Here is a 21373-nt window from a genome sequence, read left to right as displayed (position 1 = left end):
CTGTGTTTATCCCTTTATTTGCCCCGCCGTTTCCCCCTCTTCGCCGTACAACTGCATAAACATCATACGCTTTTCGATAATGCGTTTGAACGTACGGTAGCACAGGAGCGCGGGTATCGAAATGATCATGCCGAACGCCGTCGTGAGCATAGCTTCCCAAATGCCGCCGGACAGATCCTGAATGTTAACCGCGGCGCCAACTTCCGCCATCTTCGAAAATGCGCCGATAAGACCGGTAACCGTACCGAGCAGTCCTATCGACGGAGAGACAGCGCTGATAAAATTGAGCAGCCACAACCCGCGGTTCATTTCGTAATACAAAAGCGTGCTTTCTTTGGTAAACTCGCTGCTGCGCCGCTCTTCCGGCAGCCCCGCAATCTCCGCAGCCTTCTCCTGCAAGCGTTTGAGCACATCCTTTTTCGAACCTTTGCGCGTTTGAAAAAAATATATGCCACGCTCAAGGCATTGACAAAAACAAAAACACAATATTACGGCAAGCACCCAGTTGAGCGGTCCGCCCAAGTTAATAAATTCAACCAATCTCATAATGATACCTGATTTTCCTTGATCATTGCATTTATTTACAAAACTTAAGAATAACCTGTAGCGGAAACAGGAACAGACGGAACGCTGCGTTTCGGTACGATTTTAATATAGTGGCGCCGAATATACCCTAGTTTCTGAAGCGAACGAACCAGCCGGTATACGGTTGCCCGCCCGATCGAATTATCTTTTTTATGTGCGATGTAAAATATCTCTTTCGGCGATAAATCGGGATTTTGCAATATAATCGCGAGCAGCTTCCTGCGCTGACTTGTCACGCGCATCCCGTTTTCTCTGAAAGATGCAAGTATTTCTTTAAACAGATATTTCATACATAATACTAAGCACAAAAATATATCGGAAACCTCCGAAAACCGATCCGTAAAATGCGGCATTGCAGGAAATATCAATTTTCGAAAATGCGGCATTGGTGCGCTTGTTACGCGCAATCGGTTTTTAAAAAGTTACCTATTACTAACTATCATTAGCCTATGCTATTATTTAAATCACTGTATGTCAATAGATTTATTGACGCGAAAAAGTTTATCCGCTACATTAGTTAGCAATGGGTAACTCCGTCGAAGCGAAAACGGCGAATGAAAAAAAAATCATCGGCGAAATGATACGGCTGTACTGCAGAAAAAAACACGGCACTAAAAAATCGCTGTGTTCCGAGTGCGGAGAACTGTATGAGTACGCGCTCGGAAAAATCGACAAGTGCCCGTTTATGAAAGAAAAGACATTTTGTTCTGCGTGTAAAATACACTGTTATTCGCAGGAGATGAGAAATAAAATCAAAACGGTTATGCGGTTTTCGGGACCACGGATATTTTTATATCATCCGATTCTCGTCATAAAGCACATGATCATCGGTATGCAAACAGGGAAAAAGCATGATTAAAATTCGTTTGATACGGTTGCTGTCGCACGCAAAAAAATTCGTTTTTTTGCAAGTGCTCTGCCAATGGATTTCGCTGCTGTGTCAAACGGCGATTGTCTTTTTTATAGCCGACATAGTGCAGAGACTCTTCGTTCATGAACCTATCGCCCCGTTCGTTCCGCTGTACGCGGGGGCGGCTTTCTGCTGCGTTGCTGCCCGCTTCGCATTCGACCGCTTCTACGTCGCCGCATCTCACAAAGCGAGCGCCGATGTAAAAATAACGCTCCGAAAGCACATGTACGAAAAACTTTTGCACTTGGGCGCTTCATATCGAAACTCCGCGCCGACAGCCGAAGTCGTGCAGCTTGCCTCCGACGGCGTCGAACAGCTCGAAATCTATTTCGGAAAATACCTTTCGCAGTTCGGCTACAGTTTGCTCGCGCCTTTAACGCTCTTTGCGTTTTTATCGTTTGTCAGCGTAAAGGCAAGCGTCGTCCTGTTTTTGTGCGTGCCGCTTATTCCGCTTTCGATCGCCGTCATCATGAAAATCGCAAAATACCTTTTGCGTAAATACTGGGCGCTCTATGCAAAGCTCGGCGACGGCTTTTTGGAAAATCTGCAGGGGCTGACGACGCTGAAAATCTATCGCGCCGATGAACAAAAGGCGGCCGAAATGGACAGGGAAGCCGAAAACTTCCGGCGGATCACGATGAAAGTGCTTTCCATGCAGCTGAACAGTACGAGCGTTATGGACATCATGGCCTACGGAGGAGCTGCGGTCGGCATGATCATCGCGCTCGCCGAATTCGCTCGAGGAGAAGTCACGCTCGGCGGCTGCCTCATGATCGTGCTGCTCGCCGCGGAATTCTTTATCCCGCTCCGCCTTCTTGGATCTTTTTTTCACGTTGCGATGAACGGCATGGCGGCGTCCGATAAAATATTCGCGCTGCTCGATTTGCCGGAAGAAAACGAGCGTTCGGCCGTGATTGAGGGCGCTTCCGTCGCCGTAGAGTTTTCCGACGTTTCGTTTTCGTATTCGCCCGAGAGGACTATATTGAAAAACATTTCGCTTTTGTGTACACCGAAGTCGCTCACGGCGATCGTCGGAAAATCGGGCTCGGGTAAAAGCACGATAGCATCTCTTATCATGACGCGCAACAAAGGTTATTCGGGAAGCATCTGTTTCAATAAAACGGAACTCGCTTCGATACGCGAAGACGCCGTTATGAGCGCGGCGACGCTCGTCACGCATGAAAGCTATATTTTCAAAGGAACGGTCGAATATAACCTCCGCATGGGAAATGCAAGTGCATCGGAAAAGGATATGCAGCGTGCGCTGCAAAAAGTCAATTTGTGGGATTTTTTGCAAACGCAAAACGGGCTTAAAACGGAGCTTTCGGAAAAAGGCGGCAATCTGTCGGGCGGACAGTGCCAGCGCCTCGCGCTCGCCCGCGCGCTGCTTCACGACAGCGCCGTCTACGTATTCGATGAAGCCACTTCGAACGTCGATGCCGAAAGCGAAGCGATGATCATGGACGTGGTCAAAGCTTTGGCAAAAACGAAAACCGTCATCGTGATTTCGCACAAGCTGTCGAACGTTTCCGACGCGGCGCGCATATACATGCTCGAAAACGCCCGCGTCATCGAATCTGGTACGCACGACGAATTGATAAAATTGAAAGAGAACTATGCTGCAATGTACGGTGAACAGCGCAAACTTGAAACCTATGCGACGGAGGCAAAACGATGAATACCGATATGCGGCAAAAAACCGAAAAGAAAAACGCATTTTTGATTATGGCGCGCCTCATCGTCCTCATACGGACGCTGCTTCCCGTCATGCTGCTTGCGATCTTTTTCGGCAGCACAGGACATTTGTGTGCCATAGCCGTAACGGTGTCGGCCGCTTCCGGAATCGCGAGTATCGCAGCTCAAAGTGCACCCTTAGTTCCGCTTCGGATGCTGCCGTATCTTTTGATCGCGTTTGCAGTGTGCCGCGGCGTCTTTCATTACGCGGAACAGTATTGCAACCACTTTATCGCATTCAAATTACTCGCGGTCATCAGACACCGCATCTTTGCAAAACTCCGCGAACTCTGTCCTGCAAAGCTCGAAGGCAGAGACAAGGGCAACCTCATTTCCATACTGACGTCGGATATCGAACTGCTCGAAGTTTTTTACGCGCACACGATTTCGCCGGTAGCGATCGCGCTCATCGTGTCGACGTGCATGACCGTCTTTATTTGGCACGGAAACGCCGCGGCAGGCATCGTCGCCTTATGTGCGTATATAACCGTCGGCGCCGTCATTCCGCTTGTAAATGCAAAACTCGGAGGCGCGGACGGTCTCAAGTTCAGGAACGCCTTCGGAGAACTCGGGAGTTTCGTGCTCGATTCGCTTCGCGGACTAGACGAAACGATACAATACGGCTGCGGCAAAAAGCGCCTGTCGAAATTGGAAAAGCGTTCGCAGGAACTGACGCGTATGCAAAAAAAACTTTCGACGCTCGAATCGTATCAGAGAGCCATTACCAATGTCGTCATCCTCGCATTCGATGCCGCGGTTTTTTGTCTCATGCTCCGCTCTTTTTTTGCCGGCAGCGTTTCGCTCGGAAGCGTCGTCATAACGACAACAGCTTTGATGAGTTCGTTTGGGCATGTAGTCGCACTGTCAAACCTTTCGAACAATTTGATGCAGACGCTTGCAAGCGGAGAAAGAGTTCTCTCGCTGCTCGATGAAAAACCGATCGTCGAAGAAGTGACAAGCGGATCTGCAAATGGAGATACCGCAGAAACATTTTCCACAAATGGCATCGCCGTTTCAAACGCCGATTTTTCTTACGGCGCGGAAAACATATTGACGAATTTTTCGCTCGCGATTCCCGAACAAAAGATTTTCGGCATCCACGGACCGTCCGGCTGCGGCAAATCGACGCTTTTAAAACTTCTCATGCGCTTTTGGGACGTACAGTCGGGAAGCGTTTCGCTTTCGAACAAAGACATACGCACGATAGATACGGCATCCCTCCGCCAAGCCGAATCCTACGTAACACAGGAAACATCGCTATTCCGCGACACGATTGCAAACAACATCGCTATCGGTAAAATCGGCGCAACGCGAAACGAGATAATCGATGCGGCGAAAAAAGCGTCGCTCGACGAATTCGTTTCTTCGCTGCCCAACGGGTACGACACTGAAGTCGGCGAACTCGGCAGCACGCTTTCCGGCGGAGAGCGGCAGCGCATAGGGCTTGCCCGCGCGTTTTTGCACGACGCGCCGATTATGCTTTTGGACGAACCGACGAGCAATCTCGATTCGCTGAACGAAGGAATTATTTTAAAATCGCTCAACGAAAAATCGAAACGCAAAACGGTCGTCATCGTATCACATCGAATGTCTACGCTGAATATCGCACACAGCATCTTTGAAATGCAAAAGGAGTTGAAATGAAAAACCCGCTTCGCATCTTGTGGATACTTCTCGGTTTTATATCTTTGGGATTAGGCACGCTCGGCATCGTACTGCCTCTGCTTCCGACTGTGCCGTTTTATTTGGCAACCGTTTTTTGTTTTGCCAAGAGTTCAAAGCGGCTGCATGACTGGTTTATAGGCACATCGCTGTATAAAAAGCACTTGGAAAGTTTCGTCGAACGAAAAGCGATGACGCTGAAAACGAAGGTTTCAATTCTTACGACGTCGAGCGCGGTGATGCTCGCAGGCTTTATTATGATGAAGCGAATACCCGTCGGAAGAATTTGTCTTACAATCGTATGGGGCGCCCATATAATCTATTTCATCTTCGGCGTTAAAACGCTGCATAGCGAAGAGCAAAGTCAATGCGGCAATGCCGGCGACGAAGAGGATTTACAACTGCACGATAAAACCGCTTCAAATTGACATGCGTGAGGGATTGGAGAGGCGGCAAAGCCGTTCCGGAGCGAGCGATGAGCGCAAGCGGAGGAATGGAGCGCGTGAGCGCGGAACCTCGAAAAGCCCGACCCGAGCGGAGCAAGGGGCACGCCCAGCGCACACTGCCCGCCTATTTAAGCAAAAACAAGCCTTTATCCAAATCCTCTATGAGCGAGTCCGTATTTTCAAGACCGATATGCAGCCGTATTACGCGAGGATCTCCCTTTGTTGCCAACAGAGGAAGAATAAGACTTTCGTATCCGCCCCAGCTGACGCCGATTCTGAATATGTTCAAAGCGTCAACCGCTTTTTTAATTTTTGTTTCGTCGTTGGTTTTTAATTTTACAGACAACAAACCGCAGCCGCCTTTCATTTGCGACGATGCAAGCGCATAGTCGGGACTTTTAGGGTGCATGGGATAAAATACTTCGTCCACCGCATTGTGCGCATATAAAAAATCGCACACCTTCAGGGCGGCTTTATAGTGATAGTCCAAGCGGACTTTCAGCGTCCGCATTCCGCGCTGGATGAGCCATGCTTGAAAAGGATCGGGAACGGCTCCCGTAGGCAGGAATTCGGTTTTAAAAATATGTTCGATATTTTTATTGCTCGATATAACGCAGCCGCCGATAACATCGCTGTGTCCGCCGAGATACTTTGATGCGGAATGCACTACGGCGTCTATTCCGAAAGTCAAAGGGTTTTGAAACACGGGGGTCGCCCATGTATTGTCTATTATCGAAAAGATGGAATTGTTTTTGCAAATTTCAACCAAAGCTTTTAAATCGGAAACTCTCATAACCGAGGAGCCGGGCGATTCAAGATACAGTACCTTTGTGTTTTTGCGCACGGCTTGCTTGACGGCTTCTATATCTTTTGTGTTGACAAAGGTAGCCGAAACATTAAAGCGTTTAAGATACGTCGAACAAAGATATTTTGCCCATGAATATGCGCAATCCGAACAGATTATATGGTCGCCGCTTTGCACTTGCGATGAAACGACTGCATAGATTGCGGCCACCCCCGATGCAAAAAGTTTTGCACGCTCTCCTTTTTCCGCCTCGGCTATGCGGCGTTCAACCAGCTCTACGGTAGGATTGTTTCCTCTGGAATAAAGATGAGAATAAAATTCGTCGCCGATCGCCTTTTTTAAATCGTCTACGCAATTAAAGCAAAACAATGAATTTTGAAAAAGCGGCATAGAAACCGGCATTTCAATATTCGTAAACGAAAACGTATCGTCGGTAATAATATCTTCAATCTTTTCCATAATTCTATCTCCTAGTCGGTTCGAATTCCGGTTTGTCGCCTTCAACTTCAGCACAGACAACGCGGTCTATTCTTTGCCGCTGTATTCGCCTGCAGAAACGGCATACGGCTTCCGGCAAACAAACATGCAGAAAAAGGCATCCTCCGCTATTTTTGTATCACAGCCTTATCCTTTACTTTGGAACTGAGCACTTTTAAATCACAATTATAAATATACGCATGAGCTGCGAGCGCAAGTACAAGGTTTCTTTCCTTACAAGCACACGCAATATCAAGATGATACGGAACCGTCAGTATCCACTGGGCATGCGGGTTTGCATATATGCATTGATAGTAATCCAAAGCGTCTATGAGATTTAACAATAGCTGTTTTAATGTTTTTGAACCCGCGCAATCGTATAATTTTGAATGAAAATCTCTATCCGCCTCTATTGAATATTCGCCCTTTTCAGCCAAGGCCGACATATACTTTGCTTTTTGTATCAACTCGTTAAACATTTCGTCGCTGCCGTTGTCGACGGCTTTTTTTATTGCCAGTTTTTCCAAATCCGTTTTAATTTCAAGTATGTCGGTAAAATTAACTTCAAAAAGACGCACGTCAACATTCGCTTTGGTGTTTTCAAAATGTATTGTTTTTAAAAACGAACCTTTTCCGATATGGCGATCGATTATATTTTTATTTTCCAAAGATAAAAACGCATTGCGAACGGAATTTCGTCCTACTTTAAGTTTTACTGAAAGTTCACGCTCGGACGGAATTTTATCTCCGGCTTTTAAATGATTTTTTACAATATAAGTTAAAATTTCGTCTTCAACCTTATCGGGCAGTAAATTTTTCTCAATAGGGTGGATTTTAACCGATGATTGCCGCACTCGATTCCTCTTACTCTTTTACCGCGCAGGCCGTTAAGCCTTCGACAACGAATTTTTGCATTTCTAAAATTCTCCGTTACGTAAAAAACGCTTAATATCGCCCTGTATTATGCTATCGTTTTCACCGTGAATTTTTACCGGTGTGTGAATTTCGGCGTCTTCACGCCAGATCATATTTTCCGGTTGGGCGTGTACTTTAAACGGTTTACGATTTAATATGGCGCTTACATAATCGTGAATATCACGCAGGGGCGTTTCAAATACGACACCCGAAAGTTTTTCAAATCGCATGGTGTCCGCACAGTGATTGTCGGAGCCGCCCGTAATAGGAAGCCCCAGCATTTTTGCATATCTTACGGCAAGACCGTTGCATTCCGGGCTGTTATCGGAATTCACGCCTTCAACGGCATCTACACAGAGGGTAGACAGATGGATTGTCTTAATATAATCACGTTCACGGAAAGGATGAGCTTGAACGACGCATCCTCCTGCTATGTGAACCTGTTGATATTGTTCAAAGCGGGTCCAGTTTTCCATTTCCGGATGTTTCAGCATCCATTTCTCATCTATGCCGTAAACCAGGAACTCGTCACCGTCATAATATTCTTCCCATCCAAAGAAAACGGGAAAATTTGCTTTATAACCGGCTTCTTTTGCATCTTCATAGCCTTGGCAAAATAAGTGAACGCGCTGCTCCCATGGCAGATTTCTATTGATTCCGCAATTTCCGCGAAAAAAATGATCGGTAATTATAATTCCGGAGTATCCGGCGTCTATATATTTTTGAATATAATCTTTTCCCGGTGATTTTCCGCACGCGCTTGCCTGAGATGTATGCATATGAGTTTCATAAATAAATGACGCCATTTTATTCTACCTTCTTCAGAAGTATTTAGACCTACTTCTATGGTCTTAATATTCAGCGGGCTACATACAAATATCGTTTATTAATAAAAATTTTAATATTTTTATCCCTTTATAGCTCCCGATAGCGAGCCGGAAAGAATTTGCCTTTGTCCAACGATAAAAACTATTATTGAAGGAATAAGTACAATAACGATACCTGCCATAATCATATTATATGACGCGGCTTCTCTGTCGTAAAGCATTCCCACGCCTATCTGTACTGTCCTCATATTGGTTTTATTTGTCACCAAAAGCGGCCATAGGTAAGCATTCCACGCTTTTATAAATGTGTAAATACAGATTGCTCCGATAGAGCCTTTAGACATAGGCAGAAGCATTGTAAATAAATATCTGAAATTGCTGCATCCTTCAATTCTGGCCGCTTCATACAATGCCGTAGGTATTTGCATAAAGGCTTGCCGCATAAAGAAGATTGACATTGCCGAAGCAAGATTAGGCAATATCATGGCCAGATATGTGTCATACAGTCTCATATCGCCGATTGTTAAATAATTGCTGATAACTAATGATTCCGCCGGGATCATCATGGTTGCCAGAAATGCCATAAAGATGATTTGTTTGGTTTTAAATTTAAAATGAGAGAAAGAAAAAGCGGCCATACTCGCCAGAATAATCTGTCCGATCATTACCGAAGAAGCCATAACGAAACTGTTAAATAAATATCGGAATAAAGGCGCCGTTTTAAGCGCTTGCCGATAGCTTGTTAATAAAAAACTGGAGGGAATCAACGTCGGAGGTCTTTTAAAAATTTCCGGTGTGGTCATAAAACTTACATTCATTGCATAAAGAATAGGGCATAAAATAATAAGTATCATAAAAGTCTTTAGTGCAAGCACAACCAACCGTTCCAATCGAAAAACAGATTTCATTGGTAAAACACTCCTTTTTTCTCTGTACGAAATTGAATAATGGAAATTATTAATAGAATAATCAGAAAAACAATGGATTGTGCCGAAGCATATCCCCAGCGGTTGTTTAAAAATGCTTCTTTGTAGATAGAATACGACAAGACGGAGGTTTTGTTTGCAGGGCCGCCCAGTGTCATCAGTTTTACCTGTGTAAATGTTTGGAAGGCTCCGATCGTGTTAACTATTAACAAGAAAAACAACGTAGGGGACATACTGGGCAATGTGATATACCAAAGGGTCTGAAAGTAATTTGCGCCTTCGACGCATGAATATTCATATAGGCTGGCTGGAATAGCTTGAAGACCTGAATAAGCGTAAATGAAATTCATTCCCATTGTCAGCCACCAAGTCGCAACTGTTACCATAAGCAATGCTAAGTTTCCGTTAGCGAGCCAATCTATGCTTTTTCCCAAAACCCAATTGACCAGCCCTGTGGTAGGATTAAAGAGCAATAACCAAATAATCGATGCGCAGGCGGATGAAACCGCCATCGGGAAAGCGAATATGGTGCGTACCATATCGGTTTTTCTTTTGGGGTCTGTTGCCAGTAAGCCTAAAAATACTCCCGTAATTATCTGTGCAGGAACAATCATCACAGTAAATCTTATTGTTAAAAAAAGGCTGTTCCAAAACGCACCTGCGGAAAATAAATTTATGAAATTCTTTAATCCGCAGAACGACACAACCTTTCCCATAGAATTTACAACAGAAACGCTCATTCTGATTGTTCGTATCAAGGGGTAATATATAAATATGCCGAAGATTATCGATACAGGCAAAAGATATGTATAAGGCTCCAGCCTTTGCAATATTTGCCCCCGATAACGCTTTTTGTTACGCTCCATACAGCTTTCCCTTCTTTATAGAATAAACTTTTTACCTATTTGTTTGACGCGTTATATTCGGATATAAGTATATCAATATCGTGTGCGGATTTATCGATACATTCTTTCGGGGTAATTTCACCTAATAACATTTCTTCAAAATAGTTTTTATATGTTGATCGCCCCTCCGTGAAAACACCGTAAATTGCACCCTTTCCCATGCTTTTAGATTCTCTCATTATATCTCGCACCGTCACATATTGAGGATATTTTTGCAAATTCTTTTTAACGGAATCCAAGTCATACACGGTTTTAGTTACCGAATAATAACCGGTATTTAAACATAATATTGATTGTGCGTCGGCGGAAATCAAGTATTTAATAAATTCGGCAATTGAGTCCAGTTTTTTATCCGTATATTTATTATTATCGATTACGTATAAAGAAGCGCCTCCCAGCGTCACTCCTCCGTTTGCAGCTCCTTTGTTCAATGTAGGCAAAGCGCATACGGCCAGTTCAAACTTACCGCTTGTTACATCGATATAATCCCGCAATGAACTGGAAGAATCCAGAATAATCGGAGCCATTCCGGAAAAGAATACGGTACGACAATCCGAAGATGAAAATCCGGTGTTCGAAGCGTAGTTGTTTTTATACAAATACAGCCACTTTTCCGCGATTTGATAAGATAAATTATCTTTTGCAAACACAGTACGGGTTGCAGCTCCGCTTCGCCCGTTATTTTGGTCTACTAAATTTACACCTTGCTGGAGTAACATTAATTCAAACCACCACATATTCGTTGAGAGTGCAATTCCCCATTTCGACATATTTTTTTGCTGTACCATTTGTGAAATTGTGATGATATCATCCCAAGATTTCGGACCGTCTTCATATCCTAATTTTGATAGGATTGTTTTATTATAGTAACAGATAGGAACGGATGTATTCATGGGTATCGAATACAGCTTATTATTTATCGTATAATACGCCAGAATATTTTCTTCCAAATTTGATATATCAATTTTATATTTGCTGATGATATTCTGCATGGGCAGAACAAATCCGCTGTCTACCATAAATCGCGTGCCGGCTTCATAAATTTGTACCATATCCGGGCCGGAATTTGTGCGCATGGACGCTTTTAATTTGTTAAGAGATTCTTCATACGACCCTTGGTATTGTGCGTCCACATGGATGCGATCTTGAGATGTATTAAATTGGTCTACGATCATCTGTAACGCTTTTGCCGCGTTGCCGCTAAAACTGTGCCAAAGCGTAAGTTCCGTCTTGCCTGTCTCTTTTCCTCCGGCAGCAAAAGCCATACCAAGAACTAAAGTAAGGCAGAGCACCGATAAGAGTCTCTTTTTCATAAAATCCTCCTGAAAATCAGCTTTTACAAAATGGTTCTTTTTAAGAACCTCATACAAAGTATAAATTCGTTTTTATCACCTGTCAATGTTTTTTAAGAAAAAAAATGGTTCTAAAAAGGGAACTGTCCACTTAAAAAGCCGCTGTTTTTGCACAGGCCGCCCTATCGGTTCTTTGGTGGAAGTTGCTCGGCGTCATCTGATAAATACAAGCAGTATGCGCGAAAATTTCGATTTCCGGAAACGCCGTTTCTATATGCTTTTAGTACGTTTCAACCTTATAAGTTGCATTATTTTAATTTTAAGTCTATTATATCATTATGATAATAAGGGAAAATTGGTTAAAAAAAATAAGACCTTTTTATGAAAATGAACTCGTCAAAGCGCTTATCGGTATTCGCCGATGCGGTAAATCTGTAATCCTAAGGCAGATCGTAAACGAAATTGATGCCGACGAGGCTCATAAAATTTTTATCAACTTTGAAGATTTACAATTTAATGCGTTAAAAGATGAACTGGATCTTTATAAATACGTAAAAAATCTTATTAATGATGATCAAAAATATTATTTGTTTTTTGATGAGATACAGAATGTCGCAAATTTTGAAAAAGCGATTAACTCTTTCAGGCTTCTAAATACAAGTATTTTTATCACCGGCTCTAACACAAAACTTTTATCAGGAGAACTGGCGACATTGCTTTCCGGTCGCTATGTTTCTTTTAAAATTCTTCCATTCAGTTTTGCCGAAGCGCTTGAAATTCAAGGAATTCACGAAGCAAATGACGAAGCGCTTATGGACTATATTCGTTGGGGAGGAATGCCGCAGCGTTTTTCAATAAAGAATGACGAGGATATAAGAGTTTTTCTTTCCGATTTGTATGATTCCATTGTATTAAAAGATGTAGTTTCCCGTTATAAAATCCAAAACGTAGCCTTGTTGAATAAGATCATCGATTATCTTTCCATAAATATGTCTCAGATTTTTTCGGGAACATCAATTGTGAATTTTCTTAAAGCAGAAAAAAGAGATTGCTCTAAAGAATCGCTGTATAATTATCTTTCGTTCATTACCAATTCGTGTATTGTGAATAAAGTTTCACGCTATGATATTCATGGCAAAAGGATTTTATCCACTTTTGAAAAATATTATCTCGCAGATGTCAGCTTAGCCAGAATTCATTCCACTAAAATAGATGTCGGCGCCAGCTTAGAAAACATAGTTTATAACGAACTGTTAAATCGCGGGTATGAAGTTCATGTCGGCATTCTAAAAAATACTGAAATTGATTTTATAGCACAAAAAGGGAATGAAAAAAAATATTTCCAAGTTTGTTACCTGCTTGCCAACGATAAAACAATCGAACGCGAATTCGGAGCTTACGACAGTGTTAAGGATAATTATCCAAAATATGTTCTGTCGCTGGATAAGTTCGATTTTTCGCAAAACGGAATTATCCATAAAAATTTGATTAAGTGGCTTTCTGAAAACAGCGAGAACTCAAAAACCGGCGGCTTTTAATCTTAACCGATGCGCATAAGTTGACAGGCGCAGGCACGATTCCTTATACTTTCTTGCATGAAGCAAACGCTTTTTATAGGTTCAACCTGTGCCGACATTATATTGAACATAAACAACTTGCCGGCTCCGGGACAGGATGAAAACATAATCGAACAGAGCATGTCCGTAGGAGGTTGTGCCTTTAACGCTTCCACGGTTTTGCGCCAATTCAAGCTGCCTTACAAGCTGTGTTCGCCCGTAGGAAGCGGAATATACGGAAACTTTATTGAACAAAAGCTTAAAGAGCTTGAAATCCCGGTCTTTGTCCGTACGCCGGAAATAGAAAACGGCTGCTGCTACTGCATAATTGAAAAAAACGGCCGGCGAACATTTTTAAGCAAGCATGGGGCAGAATACAGATTTGACCCGTCATGGTTTTTAAACGTCGATTTTGTAAACGTAGACGGAATATATTTTTGCGGACTTGAAATAGAAGACGTAGACGGAAAAAAAATAGTTTCGTTTCTTGAAAAAACATTAAAAGATCAAAACAAAACACATTCAAACATAAACTTGTTCTTCGCTCCGGGGCCGCGCATAAACAGTATAGATAAAAGACTGCTTTCAAATATTTTTAACTTGGAGCCCGTTCTTCATTTGAATGACGAAGAAGCCCTGTCTTTTACCAAAACAAAATCCGTTCATACAGCCGCCGAGACGCTCTTTTCTTTTACGCATAACTCCATTGTGATCACCCAAGGAAAAGAGGGAGCCTTTTGTTACGACAAAGCGCTGAAGAAGGCCGTACAAATTCCATGCCGGAATAAGGTAAACGCAGTCGACACGACAGGTGCCGGAGACTGTCATTGCGGCGCAATGATCGCAGGACTTAAACAGGGACTGTCGCTCTTTGATTCCGTAGAAAGGGCGAACGTGTTTGCGTCGGCCATAGTTACGCAATCAGGTTCAACCCTTTCGGATACGCATTTCAATCGGATAGCCGAAACTTTATGAGCCTTATCACAATACTATTCTTTCCGGCCCAGCTTTACGGACTTTTGGTATTCAACGCATTTTTCAGGCGACAGGTATGCGCGGACGATAAATATTACAAGGAAAGCGAGCGCTACGATTATACCCACCGCATAGGAAATTACGATTCCCGTATGTCCCTGCTTGATCAGATTAAAGCACTCCGGAGCATACATAAGATATGTGACGCTTACGGAAGACATAAAGGTCGCAGGAATTGCACAGATCCAGCACAAATTTTTGTTAGGATAGTTCGTAGCAAAGTATGTAGCGCCGCACCACAGGACTATCATAGCCAAAGTTTGGTTCGACCATGAAAAATATCTCCAGACAACGCCGTAATTTATTTTGGAAATTACATAACCGACAAGAAGCAAGGGCACTGCGACGCTTAAGCGAATCTTTAATCTTTTTTCATCGAGCTTGAACCAGTCAAAGACTATCATTCGCGCGCTTCTGAACGCCGTGTCGCCGGAAGTAATGGGACAGGCTATAACGCCCAGCATGGCGATGACCGTTCCCACTCCTGGAAGAAGAGCTTTGCACATTTCATAGACAGAAGTTGAATTTCCGCCCTTTACTTTAAGTAGAGCTTCAAGTCCCATTCCGCTGGCGGCTTTGGAAGGATCGTAATAAAAAGCGATAGCGGCAGCGGCCCATATCATAGCTATAATGCCTTCGGCTACCATAGCGCCGTAAAATATTTTACGTCCGTCTTTTTCATTTTTTATAGTACGAGCAATTACCGGCGACTGTGTAGCATGGAAGCCGGATATTGCACCGCAGGCGACTGTTATAAACATGAGCGGCCAAATGGGTCGTTTGCCGGTCGCAGGATAAAGGTTTACAAGCGTCAATTCCATCATAGGGCGCTCGGCAGAATGTATCATCGTAGAGACGGCAATTCCTATGGCCATGAGAATAAGACATATTCCGAATATAGGATAAAAACGCCCTATGATTTTATCGATGGGAAGCAGCGTAGCGAGGAAGTAATATACGAGAATTATAAGCGTCCATGTCTGAATATTTAAGAAAGAAACATTTGCGGTAAGTTTTGCAAGCAAGCCGGCAGGCCCTACCATAAATACAACGCCTACTAAAACCAAAAGAACAAGGCCGAAAACGCGCATGATCGATTGCATTATCTTACCCATGTACTTACCGGTTACTTCGGTAATACTTGCTCCGTCGTTACGGACGGACAGCATGCCTGACATATAGTCGTGAACGCCTCCTGCAAGAATAGTACCGAATACAATCCACAAGTAAACGCTTGGCCCCCACAGTGCGCCTGAAATAGCACCGAAAATAGGCCCCAGCCCCGCAATATTTAAAAGCTGCACAAGAAACGCCTTCGCATTTGACATAGGAACATAATCAATACCGTCAGGATTGGCGATTGCAGGCGTCGGGTTATTCGACGGGGCAAAGAATTTTTCAACTGCTCTGCCATAGATGACGTACCCCACTACCAACATAGCGATGCACAGTAAAAAAGTTACCATAAAACAACTCCTTACAAAACGGCATACGAGGAAATTTCGATTTCTGAGAATGCCGTTTTGGTGCGCTCTTTGCGCACAGTTAAATAAAAGAGTTTTCCGAAAGGAAACTCTAAGTTCAAGTACCGCCATGGATGGCGGCAAAATATGTAAAAGCGATATTTTGGCTTTGCCAAAATTCGCCATAAACCGATGTACATGGAGGTGCGTCGGTTTATAATTATTTCAGACGTTCAATTTAAACACCCTACTTTATATAAAGAATATCACCTGTATGTCATGTTGTAAACAAGTTTTCGACGGCAACGAATTTAACTAACCAGAATGTCGGGAGTTCGGCACATACGTGTGCGACAAATGCGGTAACCCCGTGCGCCGCTTATTTTTTCAGCGGTTTTAATATATCCGGCATTTCAGAGGCAGCGGTTTTAAACAAAAGCCGGATTATCTTTACGGTTTCTTTACGGGATTCAGCATCCAATCCGGCGAGAGCTTTTATAATTAGTGCGGAATTTTTAAGCCAATTCTCATAAAATTCCGTATTCGTGCGAGCTTCAGCCGCACGCAAAACTTTAAATATCGTTTCCACAAATTTTTCACGGCGTTCGAGCGAAAGTCCTAAAAACCACGTGTTCAAAGTTTTTTGCACATACTTGCTGAAATTTTCAAAATCGGGCGCTTTTATAAAATTATTCCGCTCTATGTGCCATGAAAAAGGATCGTGCTGCATTATTCCCGCCTGGCCGCTTTCCACTATAGTATAATCTTCAGGATGGTTGAACAGCATTCCTATGATCGAAAATTGAGGGTAAAAAGACTGCAAAATATCTTTTATCGAAAAAAATTCACCGCTTGCCGCAAGTTTTTCATTTAAACCCGGAGCGTCGAATATGTAAACATTTTTTATCTTATTTTTAATCTTTTGCGGTACGAAGGACGCCGCATACATTGCCAGATTTCCGCCCTTGGAATGCCCGGAAAGGTAAAGTTTGCCGCAAGACCTGATTCCGCCTTTTTTAAAAATTTTTTCTATGTAAACGGCGGCGTCCAGCTGCGACGGTATCACGTCCTTAAATCCCATATTAAAGTCTTCTTTCCAGCCTACGATGGTGTCGTCTGTCCCTCTAAAAACTACAAAAGCGGTTTTTCTATTTAGGAGCACCGTAAAAGCTGAAAACTGTTCTTCGTTTTCCAAATCGATCTTATTTATAAACCCGCAGACTTCCATATTTCCGAAACGAACCGAAGCCCCGCAGGCCTCAAGCAATGAAGCCGTTTTCGGGTTTATAAAATGGCCGGTATTCGAGCGCAGATTATAGTCGGGCGCACCTTTGAAATTTTCGGCAAGACGGGAAACGGAAATTTTCTTGGAAAATTCGGAGGGGACTATTCCCGTATAATCAAGGTAGACAAGCTGACTTAATACGAGTGCGTCAACTTCATTAAACGGAGAAACGGAAATCGTCAAATCGCCGCGCCAGCGAACGTAATCTATCAGATCAGCCATATTTTAGCGTTTTTACCTCTCGCACAACCTTCACGGCCGCTTTCAAATACAGCCTCGTACAAAACTGTCTCCGCGCCCGATAAAGCATTTTATTTGCAAAGGATCTTCCATTTTTTATCGACTTTGTTTAGAACTTCACAGCCCGTATCGGTGACGAGCACTAAATCTTCAATGCGCACTCCGAATTCTCCAGGAAGATAAACGCCGGGTTCTATCGAAAATATCATGCCGGGTTTTACGGGGTTATTATTGGAAGAACTGACGTCGCCCTGTTCGTGATCCGTCTGCCCTATGAAATGTCCCAGACGGTGCGTAAAATAATTTGCATATCCGGCTTTCGCAATATGATCGCGCGCAGCAGCGTCAATATCGCAAAGCAAAACTCCGGGACGTATGATAGCTTCGGCTTTTTCGTTGGCTTCGCGTACCAGATCGTGTATTTTAGTAAACTTATCCGGCGCAGTTTTATAAAAGAATGTGCGCGTCATATCCGAGCAATAACCGTCCTTTACGCATCCCATGTCGATGAGGACGCAGTCTCCTTCCTTTACAACGGTATCGTCGGGTTCGTGGTGAGGATCCGCGGCATTTTTGCCGAAAGAAACTATCGTTGAAAATGAAGTTCCGGAAGCCCCTTCGGCCTTAAACTGGGCTTCTATATATTCGGCGACTTCCTTTTCGGTAACTCCTTCTCTCACGAAGGCTGCTCCTCTTTCGATGCATACGTCGTTGATACGGGAAGCCTCTTTCATAATCCTCTGCTCTTCGGCGTCTTTGCAAGCGCGCGCGTCGTCAACGCAATCCGAGCCTAGTAAGAATTTTGCATCGGGAGTAAGTTCACAAAGAGGAATTAAAAAACGCGCAGGCCAAACCTTATCTACCCCTATAAGGCCGTTTTTTGCGATATTCGAAGCCATGATTTTCATTACATCGTCGGTGTCGCATGTCCAAACTTCCCTGATCTTTTTTTGATCTACGTTAAAAAGTTTATTCAAGAAAAAAATGTGATTTTTATCCGCTGAAAGATATAAGACGAACAACCTTTCATACGGCTCGTTATATATTCCTGTCAAGTACCGTATACTTTTGGGGTCGCTTACAATAAGACCGTCAAGCTTCATTTTTTTCATTCCTTCAAGAACCTTGTCTATTCTTGATTGATATAAATCATCTTTATTCACACTCTCATCTCCTTCCGGCGGCATAGGCCGCGCATCAAAAATTCCGCAGAGCAAGCGTTTATCGCGGCGCAGACATCAATAAAATTAATTTATAACACACTTACCGTTTTTATGTTTATATTGTATATTAAAAGGAGGATTTGCAAAAGATTGCAGTTCTTTATTCCATATCGGAAGGCGTATCTTTTTGGCAAATTCGTGTTTTATTTTATAAAATGTCATATTTTATGATCACGGAGGTTTGATCTATGGAAGAAACGAGAGTTTCAGTTGAAAGGGTGAATGCCCAGGCTAAACAAAAATTTTTAACCGGCGTATACGGTTGGATGTTCTTGGCGCTCGTCGTAAGCGCGGCGACGGCTTTTTTTACGGCCTCAAACACGTCCATGGTAAAACTGCTTTTTTCAAACGGTTTTATTATGATTCTTGCGTTGGGTGAAATCGCGCTTGTGTGGTGGCTCAGCGCATCTATAAGAAAGATCAGCATGCAATCCGCCGTTATAGGATTTATAACATACTCGGTTTTAAATGGAATAACGCTTTCAAGCATTCTCTTATATTATACCGGCGCGTCGGTAGCGTCCGTTTTTATCACGTGCGCGGCTATGTTCGGCATAATGAGCCTTTACGGTCTTACAACAAAGTCCAATCTCATGTCCGCAGGCCGTTACCTCATGATGGGCGTTATAGGAATAATAATCGCTTCCCTTTTGAATATCTTTATCAGATCGAATACGCTTGATTGGCTTGTGTCCGTAGTAACGGTCGTAGTGTTTACCGGGCTTACCGCCTACGATTCACAGAAGATGCTCGCCGTTTCACGAAGAGCCGACGGAAGCGAAATGTTCAAAAAAGCGGCCATAATCGGAGCTTTGGAACTTTATCTTGACTTTATAAATATGTTCCTAGCATTGCTGAGGCTGTTCGGACGCAGAAAGTAGATTAAAATTACATATTGGTTTAATTTCGACCGTATTTTCAATTCCATAAACTCTCCGTTATGCGGTATAATGGGCTTGGGTCTTAAATTGAAGGCCTAAGTCCGTTAAGCAATATGATCAAATATCAGGAGCGTGTTATGAAAAAATTCATGGATAAAAATTTTCTGCTTGAAACTAAAACTGCGCAGAAATTGTACAAGGCGGCTGAAAACGCCCCCATATGGGATTTTCACTGTCATCTTCCGCCTAAAGAAATTGCAGAAAATAAAAAGTTTCCCAATTTGAGTGAAATATGGCTTGGAAGCCACGGATACGGGGATCACTATAAATGGCGCCAGATGCGCACCTACGGCGTTCCCGAATCGATCATAACAGGAGATAATGCCGATCCTTTTGAAAAATTTATCAAGTGGACTCAAACTATAGAAAACCTCGCCGGCAATCCCTTGTACCATTGGACGCACCTTGAGCTGCAGCGCTATTTTAATATCTATGAACCGCTCACTACAAAGACGGCGCCGGCAATATGGGAAAAGGCGAACGCCTTACTCCAAAGCGACGAGATGTCCGTAAAAGGGATTCTAAAGAAATTCAACGTATATGCCGTAGGAACCACGGACGATCCCGCAGACACATTGGAATATCATAAAGCGATCGCGGCGGGAACGGCTCCCATAGGCAAGATAGAAACAAAGGTAAGGCCGTCCTTCAGGCCCGACAAAGCCTTGAATATAGACAAACCGACGTTCGCGGAATATATTCCCAAACTTGCAAAGGCTGCCGGAATAAACATAAAAAATACCGACGATGTGATAAAAGCTTTGGAATTGCGGCTGGACTTTTTTGTCGAAGCGGGTTGCAAAGCGAGCGACCACGGACTGGAATTTGCTCCGTTCCGCCTTGAAGACGATGCGGAAATAAACAAGGCATTTAAAGCCGCTATGGCCGGAAAACCCGTAAGCCCTGAAATGGCGGAAGCCTATCGCACAAAGGTACTGCTCGCTTTAGGCCTGGCGTATGCAAAGCGGAACGTAGTAATGCAGCTTCACATGAACGCTATCCGCGATTTGAATAAAAAAATGTTTAAACTTCTCGGCCCCGACACGGGATTTGACGCGGTTCACGATAACAGAATGGCGGAAAAATTGAGCGGGCTTCTTAACCTCATAGAAGAAAACGGCGGGCTGCCCAAAACGGTGCTTTATACGCTCAATCCTAAAGATTATTATGTGCTCGGAACTGCAATGGGATGTTTCCAAGGAACCGTAAACGGAGAATCCGTCAGAGGAAAAGTACAGCTCGGATGCGCATGGTGGTTCTGCGATCATTACGACGGTATGACCGAGCATCTTAAAGTTCTGGGAAACTTAGGTATGCTCTCTTCGTTCGTGGGAATGCTTACCGACAGCCGGAGCTTTTTAAGCTATCCGCGCCACGAATATTTCAGAAGAATTCTTTGCAACATCCTTGGCCGTTGGGTTGAAAACGGAGAATTCCCGAACGACGAAGAGATTCTTACAAGAATGGTAAAGGATATTTCGTTTAAAAACGCTCTGAATTATTTCGGAAAATAAAAGATAAAGGGCTAGTCTCCGCAAAGTTTGCAACCTTACAGCATCGCGGCTTTGCGGAGATTTTGCATATTCTTAGAATCATTTGCGATAAAAATCCCGGTAAAATTATTAGGGAAGGAAAAATCATGGGTATACGCGGAGAACTTTTTACGACGCAGGTAATATTGGAAAATCGCTCTTATTTTTTTAATGTAAAAGAAAACAGAACCGGCGACGTTTTTATGCAAATAGTGGAAAGCAAAAGCCGTGACGGTGCGGATTTTGACCGGCACCAGATAGCGGTCTTTGCGGAAGATCTGCAAAAATTTTTACAAGGTCTTGACAGATCGCTTTCGTTTATAGAAAAGGACCGCAAAGAAAGAACGAAAGCGCGAGCTCAGAAAAAAGCCGCCAACGATAAAAAATACGATCAAGGTACAGAAACGGTAAAAAAGAAAGTATACCGCAGAAAGGGCGAAGAAATTCCGGAAATAAAAAAAGACGACGGGATCAAACGTACGGGAAGAGTGATCCACGTAGTTTCTAAAATAAAACCTGAAAACGGCTAATACTTGAACGTTGCGTTTTGAAACTAAGACATAATAAAAAATACACTTCCGGCGAGAACCCGTCCGCTTAGCCGCGGTCGAGCT

The 21373-nt window shown here is 43.4% G+C and carries 20 protein-coding genes; 9 read left to right on the top strand and 11 right to left on the bottom strand.

What is annotated here, in order from left to right; translation table 11 throughout:
• Positions 1-6 precede the first annotated feature (6 nt).
• Positions 7-546, bottom strand: a complete 540-nt coding sequence (locus HRQ91_RS04580; protein ID WP_210120469.1) for a MotA/TolQ/ExbB proton channel family protein — start codon at positions 544-546, stop codon at positions 7-9.
• 44 nt (positions 547-590) lie between these two features.
• Entirely contained in the window at positions 591-827 is a 237-nt protein-coding gene (locus tag HRQ91_RS04575; RefSeq protein ID WP_246473304.1) for a transcriptional repressor, read from the bottom strand.
• 281 nt (positions 828-1108) lie between these two features.
• Between HRQ91_RS04575 and HRQ91_RS04570 the strand changes: the two genes are divergently transcribed.
• From HRQ91_RS04570 to HRQ91_RS04555, 4 genes are read left to right on the top strand one after another with little or no spacing between them, the layout of a single operon-like run.
• Entirely contained in the window at positions 1109-1444 is a 336-nt protein-coding gene (locus tag HRQ91_RS04570; protein WP_210120467.1) for a nitrous oxide-stimulated promoter family protein, read from the top strand.
• The gene (locus HRQ91_RS04565; protein WP_210120466.1) at positions 1437-3173 is read left to right on the top strand and encodes an ABC transporter ATP-binding protein/permease; all 1737 of its coding nucleotides are present in this window, start codon (positions 1437-1439) and stop codon (positions 3171-3173) included. The genes HRQ91_RS04570 and HRQ91_RS04565 overlap by 8 nt, the downstream gene beginning before the upstream one ends.
• Complete coding sequence (locus tag HRQ91_RS04560; protein ID WP_210120465.1) at positions 3170-4873, top strand: amino acid ABC transporter ATP-binding/permease protein; 1704 nt, start codon at positions 3170-3172, stop codon at positions 4871-4873. The genes HRQ91_RS04565 and HRQ91_RS04560 overlap by 4 nt, the downstream gene beginning before the upstream one ends.
• Complete coding sequence (locus HRQ91_RS04555) at positions 4870-5319, top strand: YbaN family protein (protein WP_210120464.1); 450 nt, start codon at positions 4870-4872, stop codon at positions 5317-5319. The genes HRQ91_RS04560 and HRQ91_RS04555 overlap by 4 nt, the downstream gene beginning before the upstream one ends.
• Before the next feature lie 142 nt (positions 5320-5461).
• Here the strand turns inward: HRQ91_RS04555 and HRQ91_RS04550 are convergent, their stop codons facing one another.
• From HRQ91_RS04550 to HRQ91_RS04525, 6 genes are all read right to left on the bottom strand, one after another.
• Positions 5462-6601 (bottom strand): aminotransferase class I/II-fold pyridoxal phosphate-dependent enzyme, encoded by a 1140-nt coding sequence (locus HRQ91_RS04550; RefSeq protein WP_210120463.1) that lies wholly within the window; start codon positions 6599-6601, stop codon positions 5462-5464.
• A gap of 146 nt (positions 6602-6747) precedes the next feature.
• Positions 6748-7473: a FadR/GntR family transcriptional regulator gene (locus HRQ91_RS04545; RefSeq protein WP_210116726.1), complete on the bottom strand. Its 726-nt coding sequence runs from the start codon at positions 7471-7473 to the stop codon at positions 6748-6750.
• A gap of 63 nt (positions 7474-7536) precedes the next feature.
• A complete protein-coding gene (locus tag HRQ91_RS04540; RefSeq protein WP_210120462.1) occupies positions 7537-8340 on the bottom strand; it encodes a PHP-associated domain-containing protein in 804 nt (267 codons plus the stop codon).
• 101 nt (positions 8341-8441) lie between these two features.
• The gene (locus HRQ91_RS04535; protein WP_210116728.1) at positions 8442-9041 is read right to left on the bottom strand and encodes a carbohydrate ABC transporter permease; all 600 of its coding nucleotides are present in this window, start codon (positions 9039-9041) and stop codon (positions 8442-8444) included.
• Between the two features lie 224 nt (positions 9042-9265).
• Positions 9266-10027, bottom strand: a complete 762-nt coding sequence (locus tag HRQ91_RS04530; protein WP_210120461.1) for a carbohydrate ABC transporter permease — start codon at positions 10025-10027, stop codon at positions 9266-9268.
• A 161-nt stretch (positions 10028-10188) separates the two neighbouring features.
• A complete protein-coding gene (locus HRQ91_RS04525; protein WP_210120460.1) occupies positions 10189-11505 on the bottom strand; it encodes an ABC transporter substrate-binding protein in 1317 nt (438 codons plus the stop codon).
• 317 nt (positions 11506-11822) lie between these two features.
• On the opposite strand from HRQ91_RS04525, the gene HRQ91_RS04520 reads away from it, so the two are divergent.
• Complete coding sequence (locus HRQ91_RS04520; RefSeq protein ID WP_210120459.1) at positions 11823-13022, top strand: ATP-binding protein; 1200 nt, start codon at positions 11823-11825, stop codon at positions 13020-13022.
• Positions 13023-13079: 57 nt separating this feature from the next.
• Positions 13080-14015: a PfkB family carbohydrate kinase gene (locus tag HRQ91_RS04515; protein WP_210120458.1), complete on the top strand. Its 936-nt coding sequence runs from the start codon at positions 13080-13082 to the stop codon at positions 14013-14015.
• Positions 14016-14029: 14 nt separating this feature from the next.
• Here HRQ91_RS04515 and HRQ91_RS04510 read toward each other — a convergent pair whose 3' ends face one another.
• From HRQ91_RS04510 to HRQ91_RS04500, 3 genes are all read right to left on the bottom strand, one after another.
• Entirely contained in the window at positions 14030-15541 is a 1512-nt protein-coding gene (locus tag HRQ91_RS04510) for a carbon starvation CstA family protein (RefSeq protein ID WP_210120457.1), read from the bottom strand.
• Positions 15542-15917: 376 nt separating this feature from the next.
• Positions 15918-17045, bottom strand: a complete 1128-nt coding sequence (locus HRQ91_RS04505) for an Mbeg1-like protein (RefSeq protein WP_210120456.1) — start codon at positions 17043-17045, stop codon at positions 15918-15920.
• A gap of 89 nt (positions 17046-17134) precedes the next feature.
• Positions 17135-18226: a M24 family metallopeptidase gene (locus HRQ91_RS04500; protein WP_210120455.1), complete on the bottom strand. Its 1092-nt coding sequence runs from the start codon at positions 18224-18226 to the stop codon at positions 17135-17137.
• Between the two features lie 248 nt (positions 18227-18474).
• Here HRQ91_RS04500 and HRQ91_RS04495 point away from each other — a divergent pair, with 248 nt between their 5' ends.
• From HRQ91_RS04495 to HRQ91_RS04485, 3 genes are all read left to right on the top strand, one after another.
• Positions 18475-19167 (top strand): Bax inhibitor-1/YccA family protein, encoded by a 693-nt coding sequence (locus tag HRQ91_RS04495; protein WP_210116737.1) that lies wholly within the window; start codon positions 18475-18477, stop codon positions 19165-19167.
• A gap of 137 nt (positions 19168-19304) precedes the next feature.
• Positions 19305-20741 carry a glucuronate isomerase gene (gene uxaC, locus HRQ91_RS04490; RefSeq protein WP_210120454.1) on the top strand — a complete coding sequence of 479 codons (1437 nt, stop codon included), beginning with the start codon at positions 19305-19307 and terminating at the stop codon, positions 20739-20741.
• 125 nt (positions 20742-20866) lie between these two features.
• Positions 20867-21289: a DUF3276 family protein gene (locus HRQ91_RS04485; protein WP_210120453.1), complete on the top strand. Its 423-nt coding sequence runs from the start codon at positions 20867-20869 to the stop codon at positions 21287-21289.
• Positions 21290-21373: the final 84 nt, after the last annotated feature.

This window comes from Treponema parvum (assembly GCF_017893965.1).
In the GTDB taxonomy this organism is placed as follows: Bacteria; Spirochaetota; Spirochaetia; order Treponematales; family Treponemataceae; genus Treponema_D; species Treponema_D parvum.
This window is presented reverse-complemented; position numbering and strand designations above follow the sequence as displayed.